Source organism: Methanosarcina sp. UBA5, from assembly GCF_002505485.1.
Lineage (GTDB): Archaea > Halobacteriota > Methanosarcinia > Methanosarcinales > Methanosarcinaceae > Methanosarcina.
The window spans coordinates 979-24397 of sequence record NZ_DAVG01000015.1 but is presented as its reverse complement, the minus strand read 5'-3'; the positions used below and the strand labels follow the sequence as shown (position 1 = coordinate 24397).

The 23419-nt window shown below is 40.4% G+C and carries 20 protein-coding genes and 1 tRNA gene; 12 read left to right on the top strand and 9 right to left on the bottom strand.

Features of this window, described 5'->3' with window-relative positions:
• Positions 1–29: 29 nt before the first annotated feature.
• The 3 genes from BP621_RS01320 to BP621_RS01310 form a co-directional block, all read right to left on the bottom strand.
• Complete coding sequence (locus BP621_RS01320; protein WP_292387515.1) at positions 30–1106, bottom strand: hypothetical protein; 1077 nt, start codon at positions 1104–1106, stop codon at positions 30–32.
• 1484 nt (positions 1107–2590) lie between these two features.
• Positions 2591–3211, bottom strand: coding sequence for a dienelactone hydrolase family protein (locus BP621_RS01315; protein WP_292387517.1), 621 nt, complete (start codon positions 3209–3211; stop codon positions 2591–2593).
• A gap of 143 nt (positions 3212–3354) precedes the next feature.
• Complete coding sequence (locus BP621_RS01310; protein WP_292387513.1) at positions 3355–4008, bottom strand: phosphoribosyltransferase; 654 nt, start codon at positions 4006–4008, stop codon at positions 3355–3357.
• Between the two features lie 672 nt (positions 4009–4680).
• On the opposite strand from BP621_RS01310, the gene BP621_RS01305 reads away from it, so the two are divergent.
• Both BP621_RS01305 and BP621_RS01300 read left to right on the top strand, forming a co-directional pair.
• Positions 4681–6732, top strand: coding sequence for an MASE3 domain-containing protein (locus BP621_RS01305; RefSeq protein ID WP_292387512.1), 2052 nt, complete (start codon positions 4681–4683; stop codon positions 6730–6732).
• 135 nt (positions 6733–6867) lie between these two features.
• Complete coding sequence (locus BP621_RS01300) at positions 6868–7470, top strand: hypothetical protein (protein ID WP_292387510.1); 603 nt, start codon at positions 6868–6870, stop codon at positions 7468–7470.
• A 66-nt stretch (positions 7471–7536) separates the two neighbouring features.
• Here the strand turns inward: BP621_RS01300 and BP621_RS01295 are convergent, their stop codons facing one another.
• Together BP621_RS01295 and BP621_RS01290 are read right to left on the bottom strand one after the other, a co-directional pair.
• Positions 7537–7755: a transcriptional regulator gene (locus BP621_RS01295; protein ID WP_292387506.1), complete on the bottom strand. Its 219-nt coding sequence runs from the start codon at positions 7753–7755 to the stop codon at positions 7537–7539.
• A gap of 259 nt (positions 7756–8014) precedes the next feature.
• Positions 8015–8140, bottom strand: a complete 126-nt coding sequence (locus BP621_RS01290) for a hypothetical protein (protein ID WP_292387504.1) — start codon at positions 8138–8140, stop codon at positions 8015–8017.
• Positions 8141–8321: 181 nt separating this feature from the next.
• Here BP621_RS01290 and BP621_RS01285 point away from each other — a divergent pair, with 181 nt between their 5' ends.
• Together BP621_RS01285 and BP621_RS01280 are read left to right on the top strand one after the other, a co-directional pair.
• Positions 8322–9137 carry a PRC-barrel domain-containing protein gene (locus BP621_RS01285; protein WP_292387503.1) on the top strand — a complete coding sequence of 272 codons (816 nt, stop codon included), beginning with the start codon at positions 8322–8324 and terminating at the stop codon, positions 9135–9137.
• 141 nt (positions 9138–9278) lie between these two features.
• The gene (locus BP621_RS01280) at positions 9279–10316 is read left to right on the top strand and encodes a PRC-barrel domain-containing protein (protein WP_292387501.1); all 1038 of its coding nucleotides are present in this window, start codon (positions 9279–9281) and stop codon (positions 10314–10316) included.
• A gap of 150 nt (positions 10317–10466) precedes the next feature.
• Here the strand turns inward: BP621_RS01280 and BP621_RS01275 are convergent, their stop codons facing one another.
• Together BP621_RS01275 and BP621_RS01270 are read right to left on the bottom strand one after the other, a co-directional pair.
• On the bottom strand, positions 10467–11591 hold the full coding sequence (locus BP621_RS01275; RefSeq protein WP_292387500.1) for a DUF362 domain-containing protein: 1125 nt from the start codon (positions 11589–11591) through the stop codon (positions 10467–10469).
• Between the two features lie 124 nt (positions 11592–11715).
• A complete protein-coding gene (locus BP621_RS01270) occupies positions 11716–12123 on the bottom strand; it encodes a helix-turn-helix domain-containing protein (protein WP_292387498.1) in 408 nt (135 codons plus the stop codon).
• Between the two features lie 237 nt (positions 12124–12360).
• On the opposite strand from BP621_RS01270, the gene groES reads away from it, so the two are divergent.
• The 5 genes from groES to BP621_RS01245 all read left to right on the top strand — a co-directional run bounded on the left by groES (position 12361) and on the right by BP621_RS01245 (position 17759).
• Positions 12361–12639, top strand: coding sequence for a co-chaperone GroES (groES, locus tag BP621_RS01265; RefSeq protein WP_292387496.1), 279 nt, complete (start codon positions 12361–12363; stop codon positions 12637–12639).
• Positions 12640–12770: 131 nt separating this feature from the next.
• Positions 12771–14381, top strand: a complete 1611-nt coding sequence (groL, locus tag BP621_RS01260) for a chaperonin GroEL (RefSeq protein WP_292387495.1) — start codon at positions 12771–12773, stop codon at positions 14379–14381.
• A gap of 266 nt (positions 14382–14647) precedes the next feature.
• On the top strand, positions 14648–15475 hold the full coding sequence (locus BP621_RS01255; protein WP_292387493.1) for a hypothetical protein: 828 nt from the start codon (positions 14648–14650) through the stop codon (positions 15473–15475).
• A gap of 355 nt (positions 15476–15830) precedes the next feature.
• Positions 15831–16313 carry a hypothetical protein gene (locus tag BP621_RS01250; RefSeq protein WP_292387491.1) on the top strand — a complete coding sequence of 161 codons (483 nt, stop codon included), beginning with the start codon at positions 15831–15833 and terminating at the stop codon, positions 16311–16313.
• Between the two features lie 249 nt (positions 16314–16562).
• Complete coding sequence (locus BP621_RS01245; protein ID WP_292387488.1) at positions 16563–17759, top strand: pyridoxal phosphate-dependent aminotransferase; 1197 nt, start codon at positions 16563–16565, stop codon at positions 17757–17759.
• A 77-nt stretch (positions 17760–17836) separates the two neighbouring features.
• Here BP621_RS01245 and BP621_RS01240 read toward each other — a convergent pair whose 3' ends face one another.
• On the bottom strand, positions 17837–18601 hold the full coding sequence (locus tag BP621_RS01240) for a hypothetical protein (RefSeq protein ID WP_292387486.1): 765 nt from the start codon (positions 18599–18601) through the stop codon (positions 17837–17839).
• Positions 18602–18891: 290 nt separating this feature from the next.
• Positions 18892–19083 (bottom strand) — tRNA-Trp (locus tag BP621_RS01235).
• A 605-nt stretch (positions 19084–19688) separates the two neighbouring features.
• Here BP621_RS01235 and BP621_RS01230 point away from each other — a divergent pair.
• From BP621_RS01230 to BP621_RS01220, 3 genes are all read left to right on the top strand, one after another.
• Positions 19689–21053 (top strand): formylmethanofuran dehydrogenase subunit B, encoded by a 1365-nt coding sequence (locus BP621_RS01230; RefSeq protein WP_292387484.1) that lies wholly within the window; start codon positions 19689–19691, stop codon positions 21051–21053.
• A gap of 1226 nt (positions 21054–22279) precedes the next feature.
• Positions 22280–22753 carry a hypothetical protein gene (locus BP621_RS01225; RefSeq protein ID WP_292387483.1) on the top strand — a complete coding sequence of 158 codons (474 nt, stop codon included), beginning with the start codon at positions 22280–22282 and terminating at the stop codon, positions 22751–22753.
• A 49-nt stretch (positions 22754–22802) separates the two neighbouring features.
• Positions 22803–23419, top strand: a 617-nt coding sequence (locus BP621_RS01220; RefSeq protein WP_292387481.1) for a hypothetical protein, incomplete at its 3' end; no start/stop codon positions are given.

Genomic DNA, 23419 nt, shown 5'->3' with positions numbered 1-23419 from the left:
TCTTTGAGATAAAAATTTAAAAGGGATTCTTAGAATTCCCCACTGCTCTGAGAGAAATTGAGAATTTCAGAAAGTCCCAGATTAAATTTGTATTTTTGAGAACCTGAAGCCTCAAGAATCTGATGCTTTATATAATACAGTGTGCTCAGAATATCATTACTATCTTCGGAATCCATATCTCCTGCGTAGGGGTGGATATTTTCTTCAAGGGCATTCAGGAGCCCTGGATCAAGGTCGTTTATGAAGTAAGTATCCAGAATCAGAAGGTTCGAAATCTGCTCGTAGAAAGCTGTAAGTTCCCGAAGCCAGTCTGGAACTCCGTAATCCCTTGCATACTTTTCCCTGTTAAGGAACGCAAGATAACTGGAAACAGTCTCTATGAGATCTTCGGTTAGCCTGTTATCAGGAAACACGATTGGGAAACGTTTCATCACTGCAGGAGCTGTGTAGCTCGAGTACGTCATTTTAGATTTACAGACTGAAGGAAAGAGCCTGGCAATCGAACTGTTAAGCACTGCAGTAACATAGGCATACCTGCTTGGATCCTTGAGGACAATGCCGCATCCGTTCTCAAATACATGATTTCCTGCAGCATCATATGCAGCCTGCAGATGATAGCCTTCAGTAGCAATAATCTTAGGAGTATTAAAGTATTCCAGAAATTTTCTGCCTTTTATGTTATAGTCTGCAGACTTAAGGGGAGAGGTATCGTGGAGGAACTTTCTTTTGAATTCCAGAATTCTCCCGTAAGCCATAGGGAATCTTGTCTTGAGTTCTTCGGGTGGAATTACATTGTATTCATTCTTTTTTTCCGTAGCGGACAATTCATAAGGCAGCATGAAACAATACGGTGAAGGGCGAAATGCAAATTTCTCGGAAAAGGCTCCTGATACATACGGATAAACAAGTTCAGGTTCTAGAAATACAGGCCTGCAGAGGCCTTCACAAAGGTAATACGAGTCGGAACCGCCCTCCTCAGGAAGGGCAAGCCTGTGAAGCAGACCGTTTTGTGTGCTTATACCCCCCAAAATGCTCTCGGAGATGTCTCCAAGTGTAACCGGGATTTCACAGATCTGTTCTACAATTTTGTTTCGTTTAACAAACATCTATTTTTCACTTCTGTAAAAGTACATTGAGAAGTATATTCTCTTGTGCTTTTTATTTTCAGGACGCAATTCCTGGAGGGATCATACCAATTGTATGAAGACTCATGAATTTTGGACTTCTAAACCTTCATAAATTATCAAGCTCTGCTTGAAATCTGATAGGATTGGGTTACTTATACAAAGATCTCATTCCAAAACTCAAATTGGTTCCCTGAATCTCCTACACCCTATGTTTTATTTCCCCATTTTAAAGGAATATGGTAACCTATTACCTAGTAGTAGTATAAATAATTTTTGTGTTCGGTGAGTAATCTAAATTGAACAAAAGCTCCACATAGTATAAAGAATCATGGAGAAAGTAAGTAACCGAAAAAGCCTGAAAAAAATCCTGCAAAAAAAGCGTGGAGAATAATACGAGCGAGAAGTATGTAAGCGAGACATACGTTACAAACAATCCTGACTATAGACGATAATGGTAGGTTAATTCCCAAAGAAATCGGCTTTAGAAATACTGATTTCCTGGGGCTCCAGCGAACAGATATTCTTGTGGAACAGATGGGATGGATGGCTCTATTGAACTTAGAAAGGGCACGGGAACAGAATTCAAGATCTGGTTCAACAACTCCAGGAAATAAAAAATAAAATTGTTCAAATTAATATTTACTGATCTGCTTAGCTTATTTCAAAACTACCTCCAATCCTTCTAAACCAATATTTTGGAGTAGAAAAGTTAAAGATCAATATAAATATGGCATCTGTTTTTGGTATGAAACTTGAATAATAGGAATTTTGAAACAAGATCAAAGCTAAAAACCGATAACTATAAATCATTTAGTTTTTTTAGCTCCACAATATCAGGCTTTATATGTCTAATTTTGTCATAGGTTCTCAAGGGAAAGATATATATAATAGATATAAGGTAGTAAGAATCCGTGTTCCTAATTTACAAATATACATCTGCAGCTAGAGGTACACTGGTGTTATATCTCCGTTATATAATCAGGTGTATCGCCTGGATAGCCTCTAAAATCTGGATGTCTATTATGAACCCCATTCTTAATCCGACATGTAAGAGTTAAAGATCTCAAAAAGATATTATTGGCAAACGTGAAGCTAAAGTGGATTTCCAGACGATGATACAGTATCTCAGTAAACCTGTAAATATGGAATACAAGAAAGAAAAATGGCAAAATCCAAAAATGGCAAAAAAATCTAAAACAACATAAAATCTCCGTCAAGGATCTACGGTAGGGTACGAGGAAAACCCTACTTCAGCTCCTTCATTTGCCTTTGTTATGATCTTTTTAAGGATTCATTTCTCAGAATAAGCCACAATTTCCAATCTCATCTTCTGAATATGGACACATCTTTGTATATACTATTCACGTTTATAATATCCATTGGCTTGTTTATATTATTGACCTTTTTGTTGTAGAACTAATCTTTGTCATAGAACTATAATTTAACAGTCTGTTAGTAGTTTTTTATTTCTCTTCCAGAAGATATTTTTTAAACCATTCTCCAGCTAGATTTGCGACTTCTTCTAGCGTGCCCGGTTCTTCAAAAAGATGGGTTGCTCCGGGAACGATCTTCAGTTCTTTTTGTTCTACCGTCAATCGGTCTAATGCCCATTGATTCATCTTTATTACTTGAAAATCCTCCCCACCTACAATCAGCAATGTTGGTGCCTTTACATCCGGCAGGGCTTTTTCCGCCAGATCTGGCCTTCCTCCTCTGGAAACTACTGCCTTTATAACGTGCGAATGCTCTTTTGCAACTATAAGTGCGGCTGCAGCTCCCGTACTTGCACCAAAGTAACCTATATTGAGATTTTTAGTCTCAGGATTGCTTAAAAGCCAGGTTGTTACGTCAACAAGCCGGTGTGCAAGCAAATCAATATCAAACCTGAGGTGAGCAGTTATCATATCAATTCTCTCTTCTTCAGCTGTCAACAAATCAAATAACAGTGTTCCAAGGCCTTCTTTCTGAAGTTCCTGCGCAACATACCGATTCCGAGAGCTAAAACGACTGCTCCCGCTGCCGTGTGCAAAAACAACAATTCCTTTTGCTCCTTCAGGAATTGTGAGATTTCCTTCAAGTGTGATAGAATTAATTGGGATTTGGATTTCACTACTGTTTTTACTTTTACTTGATAGCTCGTTTATGCCAACCCCCCCAAAAGGTTTTACTATTAATTGCAGATCTTAATAATTGCAGATCTGCATTTGGAAAATGTTAGATAGTGTTATTATCTTGCCGGAAGGGCCCTTGCCTTATCCAGAAGTTCGCAGACCTCTTCATCGGTGGTTTGACTGAAATTCCCATACCAGGCTCCGACCCCATAGAAAGGTTCAGGAGTAGCTACACATATTACTTCGTCTACTTCCCTCCTGAAAAGCTCACATGTGTCAGGTGCACCCGTGGGCACTGCAACCACTATTTTAGCCGGGTTTTTAGTTTTAAGGGCAGCTGCAGCTGCACGCATTGTCGCACCTGTAGCAAGCCCGTCATCTATTAAAATCACAGTCGAGCCGCTGACCTCAGGCTTGGGCTTATCTCTACGGTAAGTGCGTTCCCTGCGTTCAAGTTCCTTTAGCTCATTCTCAGCTACCATATTAATTACCCGTTCAGGTATCTGAAAAGACCTGACAACGTCTTCATTCAACACACGGATATTGTCAGAAGAGATCGCTCCCATTGCTAGCTCTTCATTTCCGGGCACTCCCAGTTTCCGTACTATAAACACATCCATTTTTACATTAAGTTCCTTTGCAACTTCAAATGCCACAGGAACCCCACCACGCGGGAGTGCAAGTATTAATACATCTGAACGATTTGCGTATTTTGAAAGTTCTTTTGCAAGCTTTTTCCCGGCATCTACCCGGTCTTTAAAAAGTGCCATTTGTCCCTCAACCCCTATCAAACTGGATTAATTAATAAGATAAGACATCTTAATATAGTATCTATGTTTAAATCCTTAAATGTATAGAGTATAAAATTTAATTTTAAAATTTATATAATTATTCCTTTTTCAAAATAAACACCAGGAAAAAGTAAAAATTTAAAGATGTTTATATAGTTCTCTAGCTACATTAATCTAGTATTTATTTTTTAGTTGCATTGACTACATATAATAATAAATTTTATCAGGGCCTTCAAACTTTTTACGCTAAATTATTTTTTGTTTGTAAGTAATTTTTTGAATAATTAATTTAAAATAATTTATGTCCTTAGTATATTCTGGAGTTGGGAAGTGAGTTGGATATCAACAAGTAAAGAATTGTCTGGAGGTTATCAATAATCTTGCTCGGATCGGTATACTTGGGAAAGCATATCGTCTGCGCTGCTGTGTTAGGGGATACGGTAAATGGGATCTAACGCCTCCGGGCTTCTTCTTATTCCTCTTTTCTGCAATGCTTTTTACTCTTCCGACTCCATCATTTTGCAGGTTATTCAGGTCTAAAATTGCATTAATTCAATATAATTCGATGTTAAAACCACTTTGTAAATACAAAAAACATTCAGTTTTATATGAAGCTCATGAATTCTTGAGGCGTTAGGTGCAAGGGGGTAATTGAACATATCAGATGTTAGGGAAAACGCACTAAAAGTAGACTTCTACGAATTAATTATCTGGATAACCATAATCATTTTGCTGTATCTAATTAGTCTTAACAATTACCTCCTCTTCCATATAGTAATAGAACTGTTCAGCGCCTACTTTGCATACGTAATATTCCTCATTGTATGGAAGTCGAGAAGCCGCCTGGAGAACCGATACCTTCTGATATTGGGAGTCGGCTACTTTTTCGTCGGGAGTTTCGACTTTCTGAGTGCACTTGAATTCCACGGCATGAGGATGTTTCCGGGGTTTGATGCAAATCTGACTGCTCAATTATGGATCGCTGCAAGGTTCTTAGAAAGCACTTCTTTTCTAGTGGCTTCGCTATTTTTGATACGCACTGGAGAGAGCCAGGAGAAAAAGGTCAAAACCCTTGAAAGCTCAATTTTTGCCTGGAAGACATTTCTTGTATATGCAGTTATTAGTGTTACCTGCCTGATTTCAATCTTTTTTTCCCAAAATTTCCCGGATTTTTATTTTAGGGGTTCAGGATTTACTCAATTCAAGGTAGCGAGTGGATACCTTATTTCTTTCATGCTTCTCTGCTCACTTTTTCTCCTGTATATTGTCAGGGATAAATTCGAAGAAAAAGTTTTCAGTTTACTCTCAATCTCCCTGGTTCTTACAGGCGTTGTGGCATTATCTTTTACGTTCCACAGCCAGATGGGTGAGGCTATGGGCATTACAAGTCTTTTCTTCAAATTATTGTCTATTTATCTGATTTATAAAGCGATCGTAGATATCGGATTCGAAGAGCCTTGCAGTCTGCTCTTCAGGGAGCTTAAATACCGAGAAGAAGATTTCAGGCAGAAAGCCGTTTTCTTTGGGGAAGAATACAATCATATTTGCAGGATGATAGGCAAGAGATACCTGACTGCACATCGAAGTGCTGAGGAAAAAGACTATCCAGAAAATTATCCAGACAGTTATAATTCTTATATGCAAAATCTACAGGGAATCGGATTCCAGCTTAATAAGGATTTTAAATTGATATTTCTACACGGTCCTGTTGAGGAAATGACAGGTTATCCAAAGCAGGATTTCCTCTCTGGAAAATTTGAATGGCAGGAAATAATCATACCTGAAGATTGCCCAGTTCTTTTTAAAAAAAGGGAAAAATTAAAGCTAAACCTGAATTTCATCGTTGAAAGCGAATATCGGATACAGAAAAAAGACGGGGAAATAAAATGGGTCCGTGAGATTATCCAGAAAATCTCGGGCGACTCCAAAAGTTCAGGAAAATTCCAGGGGCTGGTTTATGATATCACTGAACGTAAAATGGCTGAGGCAGCTCTGGAAAAAATAGACAAAATTCGAGTAAAAGAGGTCCACCACCGCATAAAAAACAACCTTCAGGTAATCTCATCTCTCCTCAGCCTGCAGGCAGAAAAATTCGAAGACCAAGAGGTGCTTGAAGCCTTTAGAGAAAGCCAGAACCGCGTTGCATCCATCGCAATGATCCATGAGGAACTCCATGAAAGTGAAAGTATGGATGCCTTCGATTTCTCAGACTATCTGAGAAAGCTAACCGCAGATCTTTTCAGTTCTTATAATGTAGGAAACCGAAATATAAACCTCAAACTGAACCTTGAACAGGTTTATCTGGACATGAATACTGCAATCCCTCTTGGAATTATTGTAAATGAGATCGTTTCAAATGCCCTTAAACATGCTTTTCCTGCAGGAAAAGGAGGCGAGATCAGCATAAATTTCTACAGAACTGAAACTCTTGCTGCAAAGTACGGTATGTCAAGTCAGGATAAAGACTGTTCAGAGGGAGACGACTGCACGGATTGTGAGGACTGTATAAATAATAATTTCCGTTACATACTTACAGTAGCCGATAAAGGGAAAGGAATTCCCGAAGAAATCGACTTTCAAAATACGGACTCCCTGGGGCTCCAGCTTGTAAAGATTCTTGTTGAGCAAATAGGAGGCTTTGTAGAACTTAAAAGGAGTCAGGGAACAAAATATATTATCTGTTTCAGCAATGAAGAAAGATAAAGCCTTATAATTTTTAAATATTTGTCCGTCCCAGACACTTCATTTTTGGAAAACTTTTTCTCTTACCAAAAGTTTTTCTGCTACCTTAGCTAAGTAAAAAGTCTATTTTTAAGTTAGTTCTCTTGAGGTGGCTCTATGAAACGCAACACAAAGGAATGGAAAGAAAAAAGGGCCGAGTTTCTCAAAGGCAAGACCTGTGAGTGGTGTGGGTCTTCCGACTCCCTGTGTATTCATATTCCCAGAGCCTTTTCTCCGGCACAGGTTAGCTCTGAGATTTACAGTGCTGCGTATACCAGGTTCAGAGAGGTTTACAGGCAGAAGTACCAAAAGTTCGATTATATTTCTACCGGCAAACACCGTCACAAAAGTCACCCGGCCTGGCATAAAGCCTTAACTGTGCATAAAATAGAACCTGATGATACTGACCTTGAGGAGCAGTTTATTGAAGTTCTCCTTGAAGATTCAGGAGAAGGCAATTTCAAAAAGCTTTATCATGAATGGCTAGAAGAAACCGGGATTAAAGAATTGATTGAAGAAGAAACTAAAAAAATAGAGAAAGAACATGAGTCTCTGACAAACGCAATTGTGCTCTGCAAACGCTGTCATTTTGCAAGCCTTAGGAATATGAATCTCTGCCCAAAATGCAGGAGTAAATATAAAGCCGTAAACTATGAAACCTGCTTTGACTGTCTGCCTGACGAAAGAAAAACGGAGTTTCGGGAAAGGCAAAAAAGGTAGGCTCCCTGAAAATTCAGAAATTTCCTCTAAATTTCTCCTGTCACCCCGTGATCTCTTGAAATAGTTTCAGAGAAGAGCCCAGCCGCTTCCTCCACATACCCTGCAAGTTCCATTCTCAAGACTCCCTGACCCGTTACAGAGAGGACATACTATTGCAGGCTGAGCAACAAGTACATCACCCTGTCCCCAACAAGCTTCACAAATTCCGCCATTAGCATGTCCGGTTCCATTGCAAAGAGAGCATTTTTCCGGAGCGTATTCAGTATCAATATAGCTATGAAGCATCTTATCACCTTTAAAGGTATGACTACAGAAATATTATCTCAAGAAATCTTTTGATACCTATTTTCGGCTTTCTGGGTTAAAAGATCTTTCAAAAAGATAAAAAGGAAAAAGTTATATCTTAATTGTTGGCTTTTCATTTTTTTCAGTATCGGTAGGCATTTTAATAAATACTCATAAAATATATTAAAATATATTTGAAGGGCTGCAAAAGTTTGGTTCTCTAAATGAATTAAAAATTTTCTCTTTAAATTTCTCTTTTTTAGTTGCCAGTTTCAGCAATACATTTTTCCGCAGGAGATTTTTTCTCAGGCGTTTTAAGCGATTTGCCAGAGGGATATTCCTGGATATAAAACAGGGTTTTTTCAAAAAAATCTTTTGTTACCATCTTTTCTCTCTAATATTTATTCATAAATTTATACTTAATAACATAAAATAATACTTTTCATGTTTCCGGTAGTTTTAAGTAACATTAAAAAAATAATATTAATTAGAGTAGATGCTTTGGAACTGTGTCTGGGGGCGCAGGCTTTGAAATGGGCATCTTCTAGGGTTGAGGGAGTTGAACTATGGCAGATAGGGATAATCCGGATTTTTTGTCAGCAGGTACGATAAAAGGAGATAAGGTAGTCAATAGGACAGGAGAAGAACTCGGGAAGATTGAAGAATTAATGATTGACCTTCAAAGTGGAAGGATAGCATACGCCGTATTGTCTTTTGGCGGATTTCTGGGTATGGGCGACAAATTGTTTGCTATTCCCTGGCAAACTCTTAGCCTGAGGCCGCACGAGCACGCCTTCTTACTTGACATTCCTAAAGATGTCCTGGAAAAGGCAGAAGGCTTTGAAAAAGAAAACTGGCCTCTAACTCGTGAAGAACTCGCCGGAACTTATACTTACTACGGGTACCAGCCTTACTGGCAGACAGCCGTAACTGGACAAACAGGAATGCCGGGAGAGGCCGGATCGGAAAAGATAGCCCGGACGGGGACTATGGCAGGTAGGGACAACCCGGATTTTTTGTCAGCAAGCACGATAAAAGGGGATAAAGTCGTCAATAGGGCAGGAGAGGATCTTGGGAAGATTGAAGAATTAATGATCGACCTTGAGGATGGAAGAGTAGCATATGCCGCACTTTCTTTTGGCGGATTTTTGGGCCTGGGCAGTAAGCTGTTTGCTATTCCCTGGCAGGCTCTTGAAATGAAATTGCACGATCATGCCATCCTGCTTGACATTCCCAAGGATGTCCTGAAAAAAGCAGAAGGTTTTGATAAAGATCACTGGCCTGTAACTACCCGTGAATGGCTTTCTACGATGTATAGCTACTACGGATACCAGCCTTACTGGCAGGCACAGAGAATAGAAAACCGGCCAGGCAATCTCTGAGCTTTAATCGGATAGCAGATACAGGCATTAATTTCCTGGCAAATAGGATGCCGGAATAAACTTGATTGGGGGAGAAGTTTGACACTGTGCCTGGAACACAAGCGTTTAAACGTATATTCTGTAAATTAGGGAGTTGGAACTGTGGCAGATCGAAATAATCCAGATTTTTTGTCAGCAAGCACGCTAAAAGGGGATAAGGTCGTCAATGCAGCCGGAGAGGACCTTGGAAAGATTGAAGAATTAATGATCGACTTACGCGATGGAAGGTTAGCGTTTGCAGTACTTTCTTTCGGCGGATTTCTGGGTCTGGGCGACAAACTGTTTGCTATTCCCTGGCAGGCTCTTAGATTAAAAGTTCACGACCACGCCTTCGTCCTTGATGTTCCCAAAGATGTCTTGGAAAAGGCAGAAGGCTTTGACAAAGATAAGTGGCCTATAACCTCCCGTGAGTGGCTTTCCACTGTGTATGGTTACTACGGATACCAGCCTTACTGGCAGACAGGAGTGGCAGGACAAACTGGAATTTCGACAGGAATGCCTGCAGGGAGAGAATCCGAAAGGATGGCTCGGATGGAAAGAGAGACAAAGGCCAGGACTGTAAGTACAACAGCTAGAGAGATGCCAGACTTTTTGTCAGCAAGTACTATAAAAAAGGATAAAGTCATCAATAGAGCAGGAGAAGACCTTGGGAAAATCGAAGAATTAATGATTGATCTCGAAAACGGTAGAATAGCATATGCTGTACTTTCTTTTGGTGGGTTTCTGGGCATGGCTGATAAGTTGTTTGCTATTCCCTGGCAGGCTCTTACTCTAAGGCTGCATGAACACGCCTTCTTACTTGATATTTCCAAGGATGTCCTGGAAAAGGCAGAGGGCTTTGACAAGGACCACTGGCCTTTAACTCGTGAGGAACTTTCCAGAACTTATACCTATTATGGATACAAGCCTTACTGGCAGGGAGAAGCGGTCGAAAGAGCCGAAATACCCAGAGAGACTCAACCACAGAGGACAGCCCGCACTGAAAGGGAAAAATCCTTTGAAACAGCAGAAGAATTAATAGCGGAGCAGGAGAAAGAGCGGATAGAACAGTTGGAAAAGACAGAAACAGATAAAGAGAGACTCGAGCAGCTGGAAAGAGAAAAAGCGATAGCAGAAAGGCGGGAACATAAGTACCACTGAAAAAGAAAAGGTAATAATAGGAGAGGCGGAAACACAAATACAAGTGATAAACACATAAATACAAGTGATAAATACAAGTGATAAACACATAAATACAATGATAAAAACATAAGAGGGACATATTTTAAGTGTCTCCCCCTATTTTTACAATCAGGTTGTCTTTTCTGTCAAAAGCCTTGCAAGCAGCGATTTTTTAATTTCTACTGCATTGTTGGGGCACAGTTCACGACAGCAATAACACAGGATGCACTTCTTCTCATTGATCTTAAAACTCCCGTCTTCGAGCCGTTCAATAGCATGGGGAGAGCAGTTTAAATAGCAGGCTCCGCAGTGAGTGCATTTTTCCCTGTTGATCCTGGGATAAATCTTATAGTATTTGCCCAGACTGCGGGTAAGAAAGGAAGGAGCTGTACTGACTCCTCCGCTGGATGGTTTGAATTTTGTTTTGACTTCTTTTAAAGGAGTTCCGACCACAACAGGACACTGATTTCCAAAACCTTTTTTCATGGCTCCTGCAGTCGTGGGAATTTTGAGTGGGTCAAAGCCTATCATTTCCGCAGCAACAATATCCAAGGAGACACAATCCTGGCTTGCCAGAATTACCTCGGAGTTTACGGGCTTTCCATGAGAAGGCCCATTTCCTTCCATGCCAAAAACTCCATCCATAACTGCAAAGCTGGGCCTGACAATTGAGTACACATCGGCAACAGCTTCGCCAAAAAGATCCCTTTTTCCAAGAAGATGTGCCTCTTTTCGGCACCTTAAAGGGAGAGTTCCGAAAAAGTTCTTGACCGCACCTGTGTAGTAGGTAAGTTCATGAGTTTTTAATTTTGGGAGAGAGATTACTACATCGGCTTCGAGGACAGGGTTTGCAATGTATAGTTTGCGGAATTGCAGGGGGTCAGGGACGTCTACCAGGGTAAAACCTGCAGTTTCGAAATTTACTACCTTTGCTCCGGCCTTTCGGGCGGCTTCTTCTATACCTGAAACATTCAGGGCTTTTGAGGTGGCTCCTGGCCTTGAGATTCCGGCTCCATCCCCGACTACAGGTTTTCCTCCGGCCTGAAGCACGAACTTGCACATTGACGTTACAACTGAAGGATGAGTTGTTACTGCACTTTCAGGAGAAGCAGCCGCAAGGATATTTGGTTTCAGAAGTACGCGGTCGCCGGGATGGATTATATTCTCAAGGCCGCCGAGAAGTTTCAGAGCCTCTGCTATTGCTTTTTCTGTGTCAGAATAATCAGGGCATCGGACTATGGATACTCTATTCACAGCTAGGAAATAAATGGGTTTATTCTTGAATTTCTTTCCGGTTCAAAGATTTGTCATTTAATTCTTTCTAATTCAAATTAATTGATTTTCTTCTTAGACCCTTTTAAACTCTGATCTTAATTTCTTATCGGTTCTTGATCCCGATCCTGAGATCAATTTCTTCAGCTATGCTTTCAAGATCATCGAAAATTCTTTCCGAGTCCTTTCGCATTTCTTTTACCGCGGCTTTCAGGCTTCCCCCGCGCAAATATACCAGGCGTTTTTTTCTGTAAAGGAGACCCGAATCGTTTAGGTTCCTAAGATGATGGTTTACTCTGGATATTTTTATTTCAAGGTCTTCAGCAAGGGCTTCTGAGGAAGTTATTTCATCATTTGAGAGTTTGTCAAGCAAGCTAAAAACTATCCTGGTCGCGGTATTTTCTGTATCCCTACCCGAAGAAAAGCCAAAGCTATCGCATAACCACATTAGATCGTCTTCTAGACTTTTGATGTGCGGTTTTTCAAGGTATCTGAGGATTATCTGTTGAACCATCAGTATATATTTTACAATATTTCGTGTATATAATTTCTTTGTATTTTGTCAATATCATTTCGATTTTTTGTGAATCGTATTTATTTTCCCAGTAATTTTTAAATATGAGTTCCGCATTATATGCAGATAGTCAGGCGCACGAGCGCTCAATATATTGACCAATCCCATACTGGCTCATAGCTACCAGTTAATGTTCAGCTAACATGGGGTCACTTACACATAAGGAGGAACAATAAAGTGATTATCAAACCTATTGGCGAACGAGTCTTGCTTAAGCACCAGAAGAAACAAGAAGTTACAAAAGGCGGGATCTATATCCCGGAGTCTGCACGGCAGGAGAAAAAGGAAGGTGTTGTTATTGCTGTAGGGACTTTTGAAGATGGAAAGGAGCTTCCCCTGAAGAAAGGTGACCATGTAATCTATGGGGGATATCAGTCAGATGAAATTGAAATCGATGATGAGAAGTACATTTTTGTCGACTTCAAAGATATTCTGGCAACAATTGCTGAAGAATAATTTTGAACGAGGCCGATTCTGAAGAACATAGATAAGAGTATGTTCAGATTTGATTCATGGAACTTAAGAGTATATTCAAATTTGATTCGGGAAAGATTTGATTCTATTTGATTTAATCCAGGTGAATACAGATGGCTTCAAAGCAGATAATGTTTGACGAGAGCGCAAGAAAGGCACTCTTAAACGGTGTGGACAAAGTTGCAAATACGGTCAAGATCACTCTCGGGCCAAAGGGACGTTATGTTGTGCTGGATAAAAGTACAAAACCTGTGGTCACAAATGATGGGGTAACCATTGCAAAGGAGATCGAGCTTCATGACAAGTTCGAAAATATGGGGGCCAAGCTTGTCAAAGAAGTTGCTTCCAAAACCCAGGATAATACCGGAGATGGAACAACTACTGCAACTCTTCTTGCCCAGAGCATGATCCGGGAAGGCCTGAAAAATGTCAGTGCCGGAGCAAACCCGATAGATGTCAAGAAAGGTATTGAGATTGCAACAGAAAAGGTCGTAGGCTATCTCAAGAGCAAGAGCGTTGAGGTAAAAAGTAAGGAGAAAATCGTACAGGTAGCTACAGTTTCTGCAAATAACGATGAAGAGATAGGCAATTTGATCGCCGATGCCATGGAAAGAGTCGGCTACAACGGTGTAATCACTGTTGAGGACTCTAAGACAATGGAAACTACCCTGGACGTTGTAGAAGGAATGCAGTTCGACCGGGGTTTTGTATCTCCTTATATGGCAACCGATACCGAGAAGATGGTCTGCGAGTTTGAGGATCCTTACATCCTTATCACAGACAAGAAAATCAACAGCATGAAGCAGATCGTTCCTGTGCTTGAAAAAGTTGCCTCTGAAGGTCGTTCCCTACTTATTATTGCCGAAGATGTCGATGGGGATGCCCAGGCTGCCCTGATCCTGAATATAATTCGCGGAGCACTGAGGGTCTGTGCGGTCAAGGCGCCCGGATTTGGAAACGAGAGAAAGGAGATGCTTGAAGACATTGCCGTGCTGACCGGCGGGCAGGTAATTAGCGAAGACAAGGGCATGAAGCTTGAGGAATTCGATGATTATATGCTAGGAAGTGCCAGGAAAGTCACAGTTGACAACCACAAGACCATCATTGTAGAAGGCAAGGGCGATAAAGCAAAGATTAAGGAAAGGGTCAGACTCATCGAAGGTCAGATTAATATTGCAGACGTGGATTATAGGAAGACAGAACTCAAAAAGCGCCAGGCAAAGTTAGGAGGCGGGGTCGCAGTAATCAAGGTGGGAGCTGCAACTGAAACTGAGCTGAAAGAGAAAAAGATGAGAATTGATGATGCTCTCAATGCAACAAAAGCTGCAGTTGAAGAAGGAGTAGTTATAGGGGGAGGAATAAGCCTTTTCCGTGCAGCTGCCATTCTGGATTCCTTGAAACTTGAAGGCGACAGAGAGGTAGGCGTAAAAATAGTCCAGAGAGCTATCGAGGATCCGGTACGCCAGATCGCTGAAAACGCAGGCAGGGAAGGTGCTGAGGTCGTTGCAAGCATCAGGGCTGAACCCAGCGAACTCTTTGGGTACAATGCAAAGAAAGATGTCTTTGAAGACCTATTTGAAGCAGGCGTTCTCGACCCCACAAAAGTAGTCAGGAGCGGTCTCCAGAACGCTGCCTCAATTGCAGGAATGGTACTTACAACTGAAGCTCTTGTCACTGACTTCAATGAAGAAAAGGACGAAAGGACATCTGCAATCATAATCTAATTTTAATTTTTTCTTTTTTATCTTTCTTGTTTTTTTACTTTTTATCTTTTTGTTTTCCCTTCTTTTTTACTTCTTTATTTCTGTTCTTTTCCAGCTTATTTTTGGTCTAATTATTTTTATTTTATGCGCAATATATTTTTAATATCATATTTATCAATAGCTGCAATTAATATTATGTAACTTTGCCACATTAATATTTATATCTTTAGCTACAGATTTTAGCCCAGTGTTCAATAGAATCTTCTACTGAAAAGGTGAAACTACGCATGTTTGAAGTTTACTGTGACTCTTCCTTTAATGAAGGTGAGGACTCTTATATCGGCTGTACAGTGCTCCGGAACGGCGAACAGATCCACCAGTCTACAACAAAGGTTCCTGGTACTCCTCAGAGTAACCTTGATTGTGAACTTGAGGCTCTTTCTTTCGCTGTAACCCTTACCGGGATTTTTTCCAAAGGCGACCGGGATATTACCATTTATAATGATTCTACTGAAGCCGTAAAAACTTTCCAGAGGGAAAGGCAGGAAGTCGAAAAGAAATTTCCGGGACTTAGCATTAATTTTGAGTATATTCCACGCGAAAAGGTAAATCAGGCAATTGCAGACAGTTTATCTAAGAAATTTCCAGTATTTTTCCTGAATATTCCCACCTGTGAGGTGGAGTCTTTTTCCCGGAGAGAAGAAATTCTTTCCGATATTGCCCAAAACGGGCGCAATATTCTTTATCTTAAGAAAGTCGAAGAAAAGTCCACGAATAAAAAGACTTGCTACAGACTGATCATCCGTACAATGGATAAAATCCTCTCGAATGACCGGTTTTATCTCATAAAAAAAGGAGGTCCGGGCACGCAGGTAAAAGTCGCAGAAGAAATAAGGAAAGACCTGTCCGACCCACGGGTTCTCTCTTCGCTGGAAGCAAAAGGTATCAGGCTTGAAAACTCTTACTTCCTGCTGACTGACGAAACCTGGGGGCTTCGGGGCACGGACAATCAGACCTGCTCCATTCTTCCAATCTCAGTTCCCCACAGGATCATCTGTGACGAAGTGGATCGTTCCTCTGAAAATCTCTTTCGAAGAGCCGAACGCTTCAGGTAACCTTTTTGGTCTAAGCCAACCGTTGGGCTGCAACCGTTGGGCCGCAACCGTTGCGCCGTTTGATCACGCCGCTGCTCGGGTTTTCGATAAAACCTTTTTTGAAAAGGTTTTCGGTCAAGCAGTTTTTTGAAAAGGTTTGTGAAAAGGCTTGCAGCACCTAATATTTATGAGTATTCCGTTATTATAATATAGGGGGTGCGAAGTTACGGTAGAATATCCTGAAAATGAGATATGGCAGACTGTTCCCGATGTTCATCGGGGGGCGGGAAAAAAATCAGAAGGAAAGGCCGAAGAACCGAAAAAACTCGGTGAGGGGGAAGCTCAGTATGCTGGGGTTCCATTCGGTGAAAACTGTATGTCCTGTCTTGAAATGCCTGAAGAGCAGCGCAAAAAGTTTATCCTGGAAATCCAGCAGGTGGCAGAAAAGATACTCAGAGCCCATGGAGTTCTCAATGAAGTTGCTGATCTTTTAAAGGGCGAATGGTTCCTTAAGCTTCAGAAATCCGGATTTGAGAAGAAACTGGTTCTTGCAAAGTACGGGGAAGAGATTTCCATAGGATTTTATATTTACTCGGATGATATCCCGGTTCCTGACCCGAACTTTGCTTTGCTCTCACAGAATGGGTTCTGGTACCCGCAGAGAATCGAGGAAAAGTTTGAGGAAACAGTTTCTTCCTTCTTTGCAGGGGCATACGGGGACTATGACTTTCTCAATATTATTCCTGAAAATCTAGAAAAGTTCCAGGTTTCCCAGCGAGATTTTGCGAAAACACTTGAAAGCCAGGGTTGGAGTGGCCCGGATGTAAAAATTCTCGAAAAAATCATGCCAAGGAATTAAGCTATCTTATAAAGCTGGTTTCATATCAGAAATTAATTTTTCTCTTCATTTTCTCAGGAACTAGCCTTTTTTTCTTTCGGGCTTCTCAGGGTTCGGCCTTTTTCTTTTTATTTTCTCAATTCTGATTCTGTTTTTCCCACAGAATATTTAAATCTTGAAAGCATACGCAGTTTCAGGTATAACTTCAGCGGTATTACTTGCTTTTACCTCAGCTCCTTTCACAATAATTAATTTTTTAGAAGGTCTTTTATGTTTTCAATAAATTCCGAATGCATCTTATCAAAAAAATCTGAAGATATCCCTCCTTTCTATGTGATGGAAGTGCTGGAAAGTGCCCAGGCTCTGGAAGCTGAGGGAAGACACATAATCCATCTCGAGGTAGGAGAACCTGATTTTCCTACGGCTCCCCACATATGTGAAGCTGCCTGTGCTTCTATTGGTCGGGGATTCACAAAATACACTCACAGCCAGGGACTTCTTTCGCTCAGAGAAGCAATAGTCGAATCTTACCAGCAAAAGTTCGGAGTCGAACTGAGTCCGGACCAGGTTATTGTAACATCCGGCACGAGTCCGGCTCTTTTGATCGTTTTTATGGCTCTGCTCGAGAAAATGGATGAAGTCATTATGTCGAATCCTCACTATGCCTGTTATCCGAATTTTGTGAAATACCTGAGTGGAACTCCTGTTTTTGTTTACACGAGCGAGACAAACGGGTTTGCCCTTGAACCGGAAACGGTAAGGCAGTGCCTGAGCCCGAATACTAAAGCTATCCTGATCAATAGTCCTTCAAATCCAGGAGGGCATGTTATGTCTCCAGAAAACTTGCAGGGCCTTGCCGAGATTGCGGACGAGAAAGGAATTCCTATTGTTTCGGACGAGATCTACCAGGGTTTAATCTATAGCGGTGAAGATCATACCATCCTGGAATATACAAAGAACGCCTTTGTCCTTAATGGCTTTTCCAAACTGTATGCAATGACCGGCTGGAGGCTCGGCTACATTATCTGTCCTACTGAATGCGTCCGTGCGATTCAGAAAATCCACCAGAACTTTTTCATTTGCGCCAACTCCTTTGTCCAGGAGGCAGGAATCGCGGCCCTGAAAGGTCCACAGGATCACGTCGCCGAGATGGTCCAGACTTATAACACACGCCGCCAGTATATGTTGAAAAGGCTTATCGAAATGGGCCTTGAAGTCCGCAAAGAGCCTATGGGAGCCTTTTATGTCCTCGCCGATGCTCGCAGGTACGGCAGTGACTCCCTGGAACTGAGCCGCCGCATTCTTAACGAAGCCGGCGTTGCAGTTACGCCCGGAATCGATTTTGGAAACGGGGCCGAAGGCTATCTGCGTTTCTCCTATGCCAACAGTATAGAAAATATAAAAGAAGGTATGGACAGGCTGGAAGCCTTTTTGGAAAAAGAGCTTGAAGGATTAGAAATTCTATAATAAAGTTAGGTTAATAATTAAGTTAAATCGATCTTTTCTTCATTTTTTCTACCAATTTTTTCTTCTTTATATGGTTTTTAAAATCCGGAAAGACTGCTCTGGATCTCGCCGTTTTTTTCCGGGCAGAAAAGCCCTGTTATCATCCAGGTCCCATACGTGAAATGCGTCCCCATGATAAAGTATAGTTCCCTTTCTTTCATGAGGTCCGAGAAATGCTCTTCTATTTTCCTTTCTACAGCTGCCGGTTCCTGTTCATCCCTTGTAATGTTCCGTACGGTTTCATTGAATTCCCAGTCAAGCAGGATTATTTTATGCCCCCTGCAGACCTCTTCTCCCTCACACTTGAAAAAAAACCTTATCTCGACAGGCATTCGGGCGGCTTTTTCTCCTTTTTCCAGAAAATCTCCTATGAGATTAAAATACTGCTGCCGGTCATAAGCTTCAGTGCTGTTCACCTTTATCTCAAGATCCAGGATTTCCGGCTTTACCACTCCAAGACTCGCTCCTTCGAGATTCAGCCTTTCTATAGACGTTACAAGCCGCAGGACAAGCCCTTTTATTTCCCTTTCTTTAAGTGGGCTTTCCAGGTTAACATGACTGAGGGCTTTCCTGCTCTCCCATCTGACATCGTGCTCAGGTTTAGTAACCGTGACCTCAAGCAGGTCATACTTCCTGAAATCAACCAGCCCTTCCCCGTACCTGAATCCCATAGGATAGAGCCTCAGCAGTTCTCCATGTTTATTGATGCAGATAACTCCTACGGCATGCCCGTCTCCATCCTTTTTGCTTTTTTCAGGAGTGACTCTGACAAGGACAGCTGTTTCTTCTTTTTCGCGCCTCAAGATAAGAACCTCACTTGCTGTTGAGCAGGTTTAAGCAGGTAGAATAAGATTGGACTTGCAGGTTATTAACCATTGGGGGAGTTACGTGAAAGTATTACTTTTTACGGCTCTCTACATTCCTGAGTATTAAAAAGTTATATCTGTGAATCTACCAGAATTGACCTCAACTGGGTACTAAAAGAATATTCACAGAGAGGAGCGTTAAAAGGTATTTAGAGAGTATAGAGATTAGAGGATATAGAGAAGATGCCAAAAAAGTGGTATAGAGAAATAAAATTAAATCAAAAAGGTGGGGCTGGTGAGATTCGAACTCACGATCGACGGGTATCTCCGAACAACTGCTTATACAGTTTTCTGGTGAGCATCTATCAGTGCTCCAACGGTTCCTCATTGTCCTGCCCCGTCGGGAAAGACTCGGTAGACCCGTTGTTCATCATTTATCCGCTGGAGCCCATCGCCATGCCGGGCTAGGCCACAGCCCCTTTACAAGGATACTCAAATATCCTTCTTCTATTAAATACTTAACGGCAGGAAATAATGTTTTTTGTGAATAACTCTGGCACTTTCACTGTTTTGCATGGGTTCAAAATTATTACTTCGTTCGAAAGTTCCCAAGTCAAAAAAGAGGGAGTCGATATGTTTATATCTAAGTTATAAATCATCTTTTAGATGTAAATTATTCATAAATATTGCCTAAAATTAAACGAGAAAATAGTTTACTGGTAACAAACGTAGATCTGGAAATCTACTAACTGGTAAACGACAGCAAAAAACTTGAACACGGTTTTTATCTATTGGGATCTGGAAAAATTATGGTCTATCCTGAATTCCCCCACCCGTCTTCCAGGATGCAGGGAAAAAGGCGTATTCCTGAAAACCTGTTGACATTGAAGTACTAGTTCATAAAAATGATACAGTGCTGTGAAATTGCTGTGCACTGTTCATTAGCATGAAAATGAACTGCTGTGCAGTGCACAGAACAATGTTGAGAGGCAAGTAAAATGCAAGACGAAGCGCTACTATCTACTTTTTCCAAAAAGTGTACTGAATATACAATATCAAAATTTTATACTGGAGGACATTGATTATGTTTTTCAAAAATATAGTCTGTCCTGTCTGTGGGGCTTCCTGCGACGATATCCAGATTGAAATCAAGGGCGGAAAGATTGAAGCTAAAAATGTATGCAAGATGGGAATTTCCAGATTTAATGAGATTACAAGTCCCCGAAGATTTAGACAGCCCCTTCTAAAGTATGGAGGAAAATTAAGATCGGTTTCCTGGGAAGGAGCCCTTCAAATAGCCGCAGACATCCTGGCTTCGGCGAAGCGTCCCCTGATTTACATAGGCAGCGAAACATCCTGTGAAGCACATGAAGTGGGGCTTATGATCGGGGAATATCTGGGTGCAATTGTTGATACAGTAGGCAATGGGGCCACAGTGATGGGAACTCAGGAAGCCGGAAAAGTCGGTGCAACTGAAGGGCAGAAGAAAAACAAGGGAGATCTCATAGTCTACTGGGGAACAAATCCACTTGAATCCATGCCCAGGCAGATGTCCAGATATGGGGTTTTCCCCAGAGGTTACTGGACAAAACGCGGGCGTTTTGACAGGACAATCATTACTGTGGACCCAAGAAAAACTCTAACTGCTAAAGCTTCAGACCTGCATGTGCAGCTTAAACCGGACTCCGATTATGAGCTAATAAGCGCACTCTTGACGCTTTTACATGGAAAAACTCCTCATCCCTCAGTAGAAGAGATTACAGGAGTTCCCATTCCTGTTATGGAAGAAATGCTTGATTTGATGAAAAACTGCAACTTTGGGACTATCTCGGTAGGGGTTGGACTGTCTTCATCTATTGGAAAGTACAGAAATACTGAAATTGCCATGAACCTTGTGAAAGAGCTGAACAATTATTCCAAATTTACCATTGGAGTTATCCGCAGTCACTGCAACGCGGCAGGCTTTAACCAGGTTGCCTCCTACATGTACGGGTACCCCTTCGGGCTTGATTTCATGCGTGGACACCCACGTTACAATCCTGGAGAATTCACAACCGTCGATTTGCTTCGAGAAAAGGACGTGGATGCAGCTTTTGTAATGTGTGCTGATCTTTTGAGTCAGATCCCCCCTGACTGTGCAGCTTACCTTGCAAAAATTCCATTAATCTGCCTGGATACAGTTCCTTGTCCAACTACGTCTATCTCAGACATTGTGCTTCCGGGAGTCATTGATGCCATGGAATGTGACGGGACGTTCTACAGGCTTGACGACGTGCCTATCTACTTTGAACCGTTCCTTGATTCTCCATTTAAATTCACTCAGAGCAATGAGGATACCTTAAAACAGCTCTTTGAAAAAATAAAAGAAAAAAGAAGTCATAATAATTTTTTCCCATCAGTGTTTAAGCAAGAGGAAGCAATACATGCAATTTTTCCCGGAGTGCTATGAAGCTCACAAAAAACAGATACTAGTATGCGAATTGCTTAGAAAATGTCCACTAATTATTGGTGAGTCACACACGAAAAAGAGAAAATTCATTATTTAAGCTCAAATAATCTTTTTTAAGCTTTTAACTTAAAGATTCACGCCCAGGGCAGGATTTGAACCTGCGCTCTCCCAAAGAAGAAACGGTTTTCGAGACCGTCGCCTTACCACTAAGACAAAACGGCATGAATAAACAGGTTTAAAGCCTATTTTCGTTTAATTATTGTTTTTATATTAGATTTAAAGAGCCAATATATAAAATAATTCTCTATCAATTTTAGATATTGTTTAGGGCGTTCTTCACTTTGCTCTTTTATAATTCCTCAACTTGCAGACTGGGAAACAACATGCTGTCCTAACAAGCTTAAATAGGCATTTGACTTATTGGCAATAGAAATCATTAATATTATAACTTTTTATCATTATTTTTATTTTGTACACGACGACATTTTTGTTATTTATTGAATGAGTAATTATATATAGTTTTAAATCAATTTATTAATGTTGTAGGGTTGGGAAATAATCCCACGATAAAACCTATGATACCATAGAGATTTCACCGAAGCCCCGATAGTCAATAATATAGGAACGGTGAATGAATGGAGCTTGAAACAGATTAATTTTTGCTGTATTCAAGAGTTGACACCAGCAACACAATGCGGTGGAGCACTGCTTTTGTTGACCAGTGTGCTTGATTGGTTAGTATCTCCGGTACTGCTATCAAGATCATAAACACGAATGTAGGCATAAATGCTCTATTTTTGTCAAATCAGACTTCATTGTGGGCATAAATGCTCGAGTTTTAAATAAATTTGTTGCCTATTATTTGTTGATTGATTTTTTCCAATATTATAGTTTCCAGTTCTCACTTCCTAATTTTAGCACTGCTGGAGCAACAAGTGGCTTAGTCTTTTAAACGCAAACAAAAACCCGTTTGAGATATAGCCATAAATCAGGATAATGGGCGACCAAAATGCAGAAAGGGAAAAGTAATCTTTAGAGATTTGGGAACATTTCTTTTCTATTTATTATTTTCCATATCAATAAACTACTAAAAAACAGTTAGCTTAATCTTTTTTGCATTTGATGTCAGTATATTACTTTTTTATCAATAGTCATAGATACGGCAAATTATTCTGTTTTCCTTAATAACCTCTTTAATTACTTATTTTCTTATATGAGATGATAATATGTGTTTAAATAATAAAATAAAAGGTATTATTAAACCATTTCCCAATATGACGACTTTTGGGTTAGTAACAGATGATGAAGAACTTTATATCGCTGATGAATATCAGGATCTTTATAATAATGGTATTCTCAATGATTTAGAAAGTAAGATGGCCTTAAACATTGACATTTTACTAGAGCTTATTTTTGATAGGAATATTTCTAAAACACTAGATGACGCTTTTGTTAAAATTGACAACAAACAAACTCCCTTTTTGAATGATGGTAAATTTCTTTATTTACCTGTTTCCGTTATTGAGAAAATTATAGAGGCTTCTGGAATTGAGATTTCAGTACCGTTCCTATCTGATACTCTTACAAAGATGGGGTACAAATCAGAGGGTTCGGCTATGATCCTTTATAAAACAACTAATGGTGATATTGCTCAGGAAAGTTGGGAGTTTTTACGCAAGTGGGAAGTGGAAAGATGTTAAATGAATTAGTTGCACCTTCGATGCCAGAAGAGAGAAGGGGGTTAATTTTATGTCAACATTAAGTTTTATCGGAAAGGAAAATAATAATATTTGTAAAACTAGCTATGACCAGCTATTCAGTAGTATTAAAGAATTTTTAGAAAAAAATGATTATAAATTTATAGAAGACGACTTTTTCAAAGACTATCCCGATTTGAGAGATGATAATAGGATTCAAACGGCAGTAAAACGAATTCAAAAACAAAATAAAATGGAAAAACTCGATATTAATCTTTCTGATGAAGATTACCCTGAGCAGGAATATGAAGACCCTAAAGAACCAGAAATTGAATTTCCTGATGAAACCTCAAATTACGTTAATGATAATATTTGCTCATGGTCTGAATACACAGTCCCGGTTGGATATTTCATTGATGATACCGGAGTTTACAAAGAGGTTTTAGTTCCGAATAAAAATTCTACGGAGTTTAAGAATATACGTACAGATGTATGTAAAACTCCTTTTATCCTCAGTGGAGTAAGTGAGTCTTCTGACGATAACTCTGTCTTTTTCAAAGTAAGATATAAAACTATTAATGGCACTGTTAAAGAGTTCTGGGCCGATCAATGCGATTTACTCTCAAAACGAGAGCTAAAAAAATTGTTTAATTCAAACGGTATAAACTG